General features: G+C 47.6%; 10 protein-coding genes. 1 reads left to right on the top strand and 9 read right to left on the bottom strand.

The genetic code is table 11. The features are described 5' to 3' along the window. Window positions 1-178: 178 nt before the first annotated feature. The 9 genes from Q7V32_RS04895 to Q7V32_RS04935 all read right to left on the bottom strand — a co-directional run bounded on the left by Q7V32_RS04895 (window position 179) and on the right by Q7V32_RS04935 (window position 8,993). Complete coding sequence (locus Q7V32_RS04895; protein ID WP_304895861.1) at window positions 179-646, bottom strand: glycine zipper family protein; 468 nt, start codon at window positions 644-646, stop codon at window positions 179-181. A gap of 140 nt (window positions 647-786) precedes the next feature. After that, window positions 787-1,491: a DUF3313 domain-containing protein gene (locus tag Q7V32_RS04900; RefSeq protein WP_304895862.1), complete on the bottom strand. Its 705-nt coding sequence runs from the start codon at window positions 1,489-1,491 to the stop codon at window positions 787-789. Window positions 1,492-1,594: 103 nt separating this feature from the next. Further along, on the bottom strand, window positions 1,595-2,212 hold the full coding sequence (locus Q7V32_RS04905; RefSeq protein ID WP_304895863.1) for a lipid-binding SYLF domain-containing protein: 618 nt from the start codon (window positions 2,210-2,212) through the stop codon (window positions 1,595-1,597). A gap of 350 nt (window positions 2,213-2,562) precedes the next feature. Then, window positions 2,563-2,895 carry a putative quinol monooxygenase gene (locus Q7V32_RS04910; RefSeq protein ID WP_304895864.1) on the bottom strand — a complete coding sequence of 111 codons (333 nt, stop codon included), beginning with the start codon at window positions 2,893-2,895 and terminating at the stop codon, window positions 2,563-2,565. A 253-nt stretch (window positions 2,896-3,148) separates the two neighbouring features. After that, window positions 3,149-4,447, bottom strand: a complete 1,299-nt coding sequence (locus tag Q7V32_RS04915) for a hypothetical protein (RefSeq protein ID WP_304895865.1) — start codon at window positions 4,445-4,447, stop codon at window positions 3,149-3,151. A gap of 180 nt (window positions 4,448-4,627) precedes the next feature. Beyond that, window positions 4,628-5,422, bottom strand: a complete 795-nt coding sequence (locus tag Q7V32_RS04920) for a DUF3313 family protein (protein ID WP_304895866.1) — start codon at window positions 5,420-5,422, stop codon at window positions 4,628-4,630. A gap of 196 nt (window positions 5,423-5,618) precedes the next feature. After that, window positions 5,619-6,518: a polyphosphate kinase 2 family protein gene (locus tag Q7V32_RS04925; protein WP_304895867.1), complete on the bottom strand. Its 900-nt coding sequence runs from the start codon at window positions 6,516-6,518 to the stop codon at window positions 5,619-5,621. 259 nt (window positions 6,519-6,777) lie between these two features. Then, complete coding sequence (locus Q7V32_RS04930; RefSeq protein WP_304895868.1) at window positions 6,778-7,749, bottom strand: DUF2950 domain-containing protein; 972 nt, start codon at window positions 7,747-7,749, stop codon at window positions 6,778-6,780. A 95-nt stretch (window positions 7,750-7,844) separates the two neighbouring features. Beyond that, window positions 7,845-8,993, bottom strand: coding sequence for a hypothetical protein (locus Q7V32_RS04935; RefSeq protein WP_304895869.1), 1,149 nt, complete (start codon window positions 8,991-8,993; stop codon window positions 7,845-7,847). Between the two features lie 114 nt (window positions 8,994-9,107). Between Q7V32_RS04935 and Q7V32_RS04940 the strand changes: the two genes are divergently transcribed. Beyond that, window positions 9,108-9,325, top strand: a 218-nt coding sequence (locus Q7V32_RS04940) for a transposase (RefSeq protein WP_304895870.1), incomplete at its 3' end; no start/stop codon positions are given.

The raw sequence follows: 9,325 nt of genomic DNA on the forward strand, positions 1-9,325 counted from the left end.
CTCAAAAAATGGTTAACTTTATGAAGGTATGGGGTGTGGCTAGCGAGGATGTCGGCAGCAGGGATTGCTGCCGTCAAGCCCCCATGGAGGGGTTCACGGCGGTCCTCGATAGACACATCCCATACCTTCTATTCTTAGACGTTTTTTCAATCAAAAGGGAGTATCACTGTCTGAGCCATCAATTGACTGTATATCCGAGTGCACCCAGGCAGGATTTCATCCCTCGGTTATAGTTATCCAATCCGGGTGGCGGCGCTGACGCGGCTTGTTTCTGGCGATCGCGCTCCTGAAATCCGCGCTTCATTCCCCCTGCGGCCGCGCCTATCGCGGCACCCTTACCGGCATCGCCCGCAATTGCACCGATAGCCGCGCCTGCAGCAGCACCGCGCGCACCCCCTCTAAGCGTCTCCGGTAAAGCGGCCCCCGGCTTGGTTGAACTTTGCGCAGGCGGATTACTGGGATCATAACCCGACTGTTGAACAGCCCAGTTATGGCAATGATACTGGTCTTGCTGTTGTTGTTGAGGACTTTGCCCTGCAGCAGGATAAATCATTAAATTCTGCGCCCATGCATTGATTGATCCTGCACTCAACAATAAAGAGCTGATCATCAGCGTGTTACGAATTTTTTTTCTTGTTATATTCATGTTTTTCAATCCCATATCATAATCAATCATTGAACTTTGTCAGATCCACCCAGCTTTGTTATCTACCGAAAAATGGGGGCTCAGCAAGTAGGATAAGGTGAACAACGTCAACCGCATCCTCCGGGCTTAAGCTGCTGACGTCACTCTTCAGGCGGTCTTTCGCCGCAGTTGACCAATCGGTAAGTCAATCGGCCCGACCAAGAATCAAATGCTCTAGAGACATCGTCCCATTTGCTGGTTACGCCGGTGACCGACTTCGCACCGACAATACGGTCAACAGCCGAGGCAAAGCGTTCGCCCGTAATGGCATCGGTTATTTCAACCTCCCCACTGGCGCGGCCCACGAATGAAGCCGTTCCGGTTGCTATTTCTTTTAATTTGGACATCACCAGCAACTGCGGGACAAATGAAGACACGGTATCCAGCACCACCCAGGATCCTTCAGCTTCGGTAATTGCTGTTCTAATTCGTAACGTTCCAGGTTGCGGCGTATTGACGATCTGATAGTGTTTACCTAACTCGTTCACCAGTGAACCATGTAAATGATTAACCAGGATTGTTCTTTCCTCCGGAGCAAGATCAGCCAAATCACTGTTATCTCGAACCCAAATACTGACCGGCTCGACCAGCACCTTGGTATAAGTGTTACAGGATTGTTTATAACTCGGGTTGACATAGAGTTTGAGTGCCTCGCCGTCTTGTCCTTCCTGCAATACCGAATAATCACCCAAAAACCCGGATTCGTTAACATCCCGTGCCTGTTTGATCGGAGAGCATGCTGATAAGGTAAAGATCAAGGCCAGTCCAAAAATATTAACGATGTTTTGATTAAGCTTACCTGTCATTCTTAAAACTCCTGCTTGCTAAATAAAGGATTATTGAAATAGATTTTCGACTAGCTGCCGTGCTATCGGATGAGAAGGTCACCTGGATTTCCATCATTCACATTTATGGATTTATCCGTGTAATTTTAGATCCCTGTAATCCCAATCCAGCCATCAAACCTCGCTGCCCGAATACAAAAGCATAGACATCATCACGAAGTGTGGTGCTGGTGACTTTCTTGGCCATACCTTCGTCCAAAACAACAATGTTGGGGCCCACACCAATTTCCAGACCATTACTGCTATCAAGACTGGCAAGAGCGGCATCGTTCATGAAAAACATCGCATAACCGAACGATTGCACACCGGCTTGCAGGCCATAAGAGCCGGCAAAGATATTATAGTAGCCGCTGGTCCTGCTCTTTTTGCGCATAGCCCCCTTACCGTATTCCGCACCCCCAATAAACCCGGCCTTGACAACATTCGGAAATACCAATATTCCCTTAGCCTTTGAAGCCAACAATTTGGCCGCAGGCGTCGTTTCGTAAAGCTTGGCCAGTGCGGCATCCACTTCACGATCAATTTGTGCTGCGTTGGTCCTTGATCCTGAATCATTACCACCCATGGATTGACAGCCAGCGAGTATCGATAAAGTCACTAGCAGTAGACCAATGATTGGCCAGGTTTGCCGATGTGCCCGATTTTGACGTGGACTTTTTGTAATGAATTGCAGCTGTGTCATAAATTTTTCCTCTGAGATGAATGGATTATTTGGCGCATTTAGTTAGGGTTCTTTTTAGACGTAGCCAAAACGGATTTTCAGTCAGGCCCGTCTTTGAATCGAAATGAATGTCTCCGTTTGTTTCTGCCTTTGCTCGCCTATTTTGCAGCCTTTTTACTAGCGATTCGATTGTCATAGAATCTGCTTAGAATTTCGCCAAAACTAATTTTCCGGTTAACCGTCGCATGTTTTTTGTCGACGGGTTGCAACTCAACCGAGGGTAAACCTTCTCACCGTGATGCATTGAATTGTCGCGAAGCAACAAACCGTTATAAGCCATTTCATAATTTCTGTTGGCATACTTACTATGTCTAGTCGTTGACGCATCCCCTGACTTGCTCGGCAAAATCAAGCCCATAAGTTTTGGTAATAAACCGGAATTCGCAGGCTGGCGGCTCACTGGATAACTCCATCAAGGTTGCCAGCTGACTGAAATGTCTGGATGTGATCATTCGACGCAGCACAGCTTCCGACTCCCAAATTTCGTCATAACAAATGTAGTGTCGGCTATCGGCTGTCTTGTAGACCTCAACGGCAATGCAACCCTGAACCAGACGCGCGCTTTTGGCGAGTGCTTGCAAAGCGTCAATCATGGTTCGAGTTTTTTTGGGAGTCACCCTGAGGACAAGATGTAATTCGATCATGGTTTTAATAATTGCAGTAATTGCGCCACATTCAAAACACTCAAAACAGGATTGATAAAGGATTATTTAACAATATCTTACAATCAAATAAGAGAACCGTTTAAAAACGATAACAGTGGATGAGCCACGAAATATCGTGGTTTATCCGAAAATCTCATGTGCTTCTTATCAAGTAGACGGGCAACGAACCTCATACAACCGGTCCAAATTAAAATTATTTCCCGTTTATTGATAAGTGCATGACAAGACTGTGTTACTTCACTTCCTTGGTAAATTCACAGCGTTGATTGACTAACGGAGAGGCGTTCGGATGATCTATGCCTTTGGCTATCAACGCGATAACCCGGTCATCATTGTCATAACCGACATGAGCCTCCAGCGGATTGGCAAGATCAGCCAAGCCAAAAGCATCCATTACTCTGGCAATGTTGATACTGACATTGGTAATACTGGGACACAGTCTTGTGTCGATATATTGCTCTGCGAATCCTGGGGGTATTCCATAGCTTAATAAGTCGTTAGGATCACTGAAGGCAATAATTTCAGTTTTACTGACCATTCGCTTGTTATAGTTTGCACCGGTGATACTGCAGTATTCTGATGGCGACCCTACCACTTCAGGTAGTTCTCGGCCCAATTGCAGCATTGGCAACTGGTTGGACAGCATGTAAATAGGCACCTGTTTATTCTGCAAGGCGACAACGGCACTATCAGCAATATTCACGTTATTGCTGGCATCAGCATATTTGGCAACGTTAGCAAGAAGATGCGCGATGCGTTGCATGCCGTCGATGGTGATTCGACTCCCCAGACTGTGTGAAATAAACACATAATCATCATGGGCGATGTAATCGGCACTTGAATCGTTGAGCCCCGTGCAGGCATGGATGCCGCTGGCGGGAAGATCGTCCCAATCACCGGTAGCCATCCAGCAGAACGACTGCGTAAACGCAGCCAGAATTGCATCGCGACTATCTCCCAGATAAATAATGGGATCAGGTCCGGTATCGTTACTGAATTTTTTTAACAAGCTGTTAATTTTAGCCCGCCGAAAATCGTATTCACCGGAATTATCGAATACCAACAGCTCTTTTTGTTTACGCGTGATTTGCGACCAGGTCAGTTCATAAAAAGTCAGGTCTATACCACGTTCTTCATTGAGTAAATGACTCACCCGCAAGTTGCCCAGATCTTTTCCAGCAAGCAAAGGCGCTGATAAGCCAATATTTTTTTGGCTATAAGCTCGGGCAGTCAGGTTCAGTTCCTTGGCCAATTTTTCCAGAAACTGGGTGGTATAACCCGGAATGTGATCGCCCACACCATGAACGAATAAAACTTTGGTTTTACCCTTCTCCTTGCCAAGACCTGCCTGAATGCCTGTAAAAGGTTGCCCCCATACCTGACATTGCCGCGCATCTTCAGTTTCGGATTTTTCCAGAACAGCTTGGGCAATACCTTTGCCAATACTGGTACAAGCGGTTAACAGCATGACAATAGAGAACGATGACAACAGGTATCGGATTTTTACGGACAGGGTAAAACAGGGTTTCATAGTGTTTAGTACCTAATAATTATTAGCACGAAGCGAAAACCAAGTGGTTTATAAAAACGACTGTAGGATCAATACGTTTTTGAACCAGGAACCCCATTTTTTTCATTGTGTTCTCGTTAAAGGGAGTCCAATTTAAAAAGACTCCCTGCTAGAAAAAAGGTCGTAATATTAAATCGAGCCTTAGAAGGGTTTCAAGGTATAAGGCACGGGATCGGTCACCATCTCGCCGGGTTTACGGTTGGCAATTTTTACGAACTGCTCAGCCCAGCGATCCATAATTCCTTTAGCCGGCCCGTACCAGGTCAGTCGTGTCAAATCCAGGGGGCCTGCATCCTGCATATCCCTGTCAGCAAATGTGGCAACCACTTCACCGGTTTGCATATCGCGCAGACGTCCTTCAAATGCTGCCCGGCGCTGATTAATTGCACCTGCGGCTGTTCCTCCTCCCATTTGCAGCCAACCCAGAGCGTGCAGCACCGGTTGTGACGGGTCTATTTGTATCAAAGCCAACTCCAGCCGCAGTGCCGGCTCTTTATGCTGACCCGCAAACTCGATCACCCGAAAACGCTGATTTGGATCTTCCTTGAATTCCTTGACTACCTGATCATGAAAATATTGAGCTAATTCTGCAATATCTTTTTTGACATCGCTCAACCAACTGGCGGAACTGGCTTTGTGTAGCCAGTCCATTTCCAATATGTACTGAGTATTGACCGGCGCAACGACCAGTTCTTTATAGGCAGAAGCGTCAAAGCCGGGCTTGATCCAAACTTTTTGAAACGGCAAATCCGCACGTCGGGTCTGCCGTTCAGGATTATCAATAAACCCAACATCAGGTGCCGGAGTGACTAACTCAGACTTTACCGCATTGGTTTCCTTGACGCCGGTTGTGCAACCTGTCGCTACAGCCATGGCGCCAAATAAAACCGCTACTCCGACTGAATGTCTTTTTAGTGTTTGCCTGTCTATGTTCAAAATTTTCTCCAAGTTTAAGATTATTTCTTTGTAACTATTCCGCGCAAGTGGGCTTGCACGCTTTTCGCAACCCAACAATTAACGCCATGACCTTGAAATGTTGGATTGGCTATCGCCAACCGCAAACTACGCGGTTCACAATGTTTGTTTTATTGCTCCGTTGAATGGTTAAGTTTTTAAAGACAGCCCGTGGAAGCTATTCTGCTTCTAAAGTCTTTCTAGCTTTTTCCAACATTGCTCGCTGTTCATCATTCATCTCAGGAAAGCGAAGATCAAGTTTTTGTAAGGTTGACGAAATGACATCGGCCACGATGGCACGCGTTGCCCATTTATCGTCTGCCGGGATGATAAACCAGGGCGCCCATTCGGTGCTGGTAGCACTGATAGCTTTTTCGAAGGCAACGACATAATCATCCCAATAGCTGCGCTCGTTAAGATCGGCCAGTGAAAATTTCCAGTTTTTTTCAGGGCGCTCAAGTCTATCCATAAAGCGTTGTTTCTGCTCCTTTTTGGAGACATTCAGGAAAAACTTTAAAACGACAGTACCATTGCGTACCAGATGCTTTTCAAATGCATTGATATCCTCATAACGCGACTGCCAAAATGCTTTCCCGATCTTTTCTCCCGCCAGCTTTTGATGCTCAATCATTTCAGGATGGACTTTAACCACCAAAACGTCTTCGTAATAGGAACGATTGAAGATGCCGATCCTGCCGCGTTCCGGCAAGGATTTCATATAGCGCCACAGAAAATTATGATCCAGATCTTCCGCTGATGGTTTTTTGAAGCTGAATACCTGACACCCCTGAGGATTTAAGCCGGACATGACATGCTTGATAGTGCCATCCTTTCCTGCTGCGTCCATGGCCTGCAAAACGATTAATAATGAGTAGCGATCATCCGCATAAAGCAGTTCCTGTGAACTGGATAACTCCTCAATGCTTTTTTGCAGAATTTCGTTCGCTCGCTCCTTGGTCGCTTTTTTGCCAAAAGCTTTCAACTCCTTGGTTTGATCCCAACCGGTATGGTAATCCTTCAGGCGGATTTTTTTATCCGGTTTAACCTTCAATAAATCGATGATTTCTTCTTTTATCATGGTAATACTCCTTGCAGCTTCTGGCTGGCTGATTGACTGGGTATTTTGAGCCAGCAAAACTTGCCCGGCGAAAAGTTTCTTTTTTACCTCTTTGGACAAACCAGTCAGCGCATCCCTACAATTCAATTGGGTGTGGTGATTGAAAAGACTTCTGCATCAGGGACGTATGTAAGCGTCCTTTTAAATCAATCGTCTACACCCTCAATTCAAAATGGGCGAAAGTAACTACAAAACAAGGTTTAGGGATGTATTGACAAACTTACTCGTCAACCTGGAACAGCTCCCATGTCGAATCAGGGTTGTACTCTTTCATCTTCTCGACGACTGCAGCTGTTTTAGGCCCCAAGTCTTTCTGATAAATCTTACCCTGGTGATTGACAACAAAAGTCATAATGCCCGATGAGCCATACTGCGCAGGAAAGGCCACCAAACCGAACCCGGCAATCATGTTGTTGTTGATGATATAGTCATATTTGCCCCCAGGAGCATTGCGGCCCTGCCGAGTGAGTATGCGATAGTAATAGCCGTGATAAGGGGAAGGCTGTTCAGCCCCGGGTTTGACTTTATAACCTACGGCCCTTGCTTCGGCAATTAGCGGGCCTAGCGGACTTTGCTGCTGCCCTTCCTCCACCTCCCAAAATAGTCCGTCAAACTTACCCGGCTCGCTACGCAATTTTTGCGCATATTCCGATACGCCATCATCATCCCTGTCGGCATTGGCGTATTCAAATTGAGCTTCGATATAGCCCTTGATAGCCCCTATGGTGCTGAGTTCGTTGCGCCCAATGCGTCGATTGAGTATTTCCTGACGGCCTTGTTCGGCGTCAAAAAGCCAGTTATCCCCTTTTTTGACAATCGGGATGGGAAAAGGCCAGTCGGTATTGCCCAGGTGGATGACCGCTTTATCCTCACCCATCAACTCCACCCGCATTTTTTCCTGACCCAAGGCGACAAAATTTAAACGGTTATTTTTGTCCTCCACCTCATCTCCTGATGAGAGAAGTTCTGCTTCATCACTTCCGAACAAAGCCATAAGCTGGTCAGTTCCCTCACTGTCGACTGCTTCGAGTAAAGCACTGGCTGCTTCATCAGGGCTCTTAAAGCCTTTTGCTTCGATACTATTGGCAGTGACTGAAACGGCAGGAGACGTTAACGGAGCGGGAGCTGCATTAGCAAATAAGGGAGCTGAAACAAGCGCTGCCAGAAGTATATTTTTAGTTTCGCGAGACATTATGGGAACCTCAGTCTTGACTGCTTGAATAAAATGAGTGGACATCAATGCTCCAAAACTGGACGCACCGTTTACAGGATTATTAAGCCTTTCAATCATCGCCGTCGACCTCCGCCGCCACCGCTGCGAGCTCCGCCCCCACCTCCGGAAGCACGCAAATTTCCTGAGCTGGTCGCCTGGCTCCTGCTAGACGCGCCTCGCTGGCTGAAGCTCTTGGTGGCTCCGGCGCTGCGAGGGGCCTCAAACGCATTGGGCCGGGAAACTTCCGAGCGACGCTGTGTCGTTATCTGTTGCTGAGTTCGCTCTCTCCCCAACGATTGAGTGTGTGCAGCCGGTTTTGCTTGATCGAATCGCCCTGGAGAGTTCTGCGCACCCATGCCTCCGACGTTTACCGGTTTGCGAGTTTGCCCTCCACGCAGGGCCGATTGAGCTGCTTGACGACTGTTTGATCCCCTCTGACTTTCCAGCCGTGAAGCGTGACCTGGGGTTTTAATACCCGCCAACGCATTGCCCCGACTACCCTTTCCAAGCTGTGTTTGAATGTCACGAGTCGCCGGCTTATTTTTAGCCTGTTTTAAACCTGGCTTATCCTGAGCGCCCGGCTTTTGCCCAAGTTGTTGGCGGATGTCGGCCGTGGATGGCCTGCTTTGGGCGGGTAATATTCCAACAGCTGGACGTTGCCCGGCTCCATCGAATCCTCTCGCTGTCGCCGGAAGCGTTTGAGCTGCGCCCAGTCTCTGTCCGGCTAGTGCGGGTTGCTGGATTTTCCCTAAACGTTTTTGCGCCGCCTCAGGAAAAGCCTGTCCACGTCTATGCTGAGGGTCAGGCCTCCAACCTGCTGGCTGTTGTGCCGGTCTTAGATTGTTCTGACTGAAAGTATTACCACCACCCACATTAATTTCGTTGCCGGAGATATTGATGTTTTTGTTGTAATTGACATTACCACGGTCGCCGTAATAACCTCCGCCACCGCCCCCATACCAGCAATTTCCGCTGTGACATACGCTGTTTCCGTAATAATGGCTGACGTGGTAATCATCGTCGTCAGCCCATTCCATGATTGCCCAGGTCAGAAGCCCACCTACCACCGCTCCGGTAGCAAAGTTAGCCAAGGTGTCATTATTTGATGAGGTCGACGTAGCCTGAGGAGGATAATAAGCTGGATAGTAGCTGGGTGCCGGCGCCGAATTGACATTGACCACAGTTGAAGTCGGATAAACAGTGCTGGTGGGAGGTGGAGCCATGGTGGCCTGATAAACCACCTCGGGTTTGTACTGAGGGACATAAATCGTGTCGGACTTGGCCGGCCCCCTGTGTCAGGATAGTTGTCGCCTCACCCATTTATAGAGGCAACCCTAATGCAAACCCGTTATAGTGAAGAATTTAAAGAGCAAGCCCTGAGTAAAGTCTTGCAACGCGGCGATAAAAGTATTCCAGCAATTGCCGATGACTTAAATATGAGTGTCTTTACTTTGAAAGGCTGGCTTAAACAGACACGATCCAATTCAACTACTAAGACTATGAAACAACAACGTCCTAAAGACTGGAACCGGGAACAACGGTTTGAAGCGTTGCT

Source organism: Methylicorpusculum sp., assembly GCF_030651835.1.
Taxonomy (GTDB): Bacteria; Pseudomonadota; Gammaproteobacteria; order Methylococcales; family Methylomonadaceae; genus Methylicorpusculum.

What these genes read in the sequence shown, in the direction of transcription:
- Q7V32_RS04895 (WP_304895861.1), bottom strand. Translation starts at nt 646, where the DNA reads ATGAATATAACAAGAAAAAAAATTCGTAACACGCTGATGATCAGCTCT.
- Q7V32_RS04900 (WP_304895862.1), bottom strand. Translation starts at nt 1,491, where the DNA reads ATGACAGGTAAGCTTAATCAAAACATCGTTAATATTTTTGGACTGGCC.
- Q7V32_RS04905 (WP_304895863.1), bottom strand. Translation starts at nt 2,212, where the DNA reads ATGACACAGCTGCAATTCATTACAAAAAGTCCACGTCAAAATCGGGCA.
- Q7V32_RS04910 (WP_304895864.1), bottom strand. Translation starts at nt 2,895, where the DNA reads ATGATCGAATTACATCTTGTCCTCAGGGTGACTCCCAAAAAAACTCGA.
- Q7V32_RS04915 (WP_304895865.1), bottom strand. Translation starts at nt 4,447, where the DNA reads ATGAAACCCTGTTTTACCCTGTCCGTAAAAATCCGATACCTGTTGTCA.
- Q7V32_RS04925 (WP_304895867.1), bottom strand. Translation starts at nt 6,518, where the DNA reads ATGATAAAAGAAGAAATCATCGATTTATTGAAGGTTAAACCGGATAAA.
- Q7V32_RS04930 (WP_304895868.1), bottom strand. Translation starts at nt 7,749, where the DNA reads ATGTCTCGCGAAACTAAAAATATACTTCTGGCAGCGCTTGTTTCAGCT.
- Q7V32_RS04935 (WP_304895869.1), bottom strand. Translation starts at nt 8,993, where the DNA reads ATGGCTCCACCTCCCACCAGCACTGTTTATCCGACTTCAACTGTGGTC.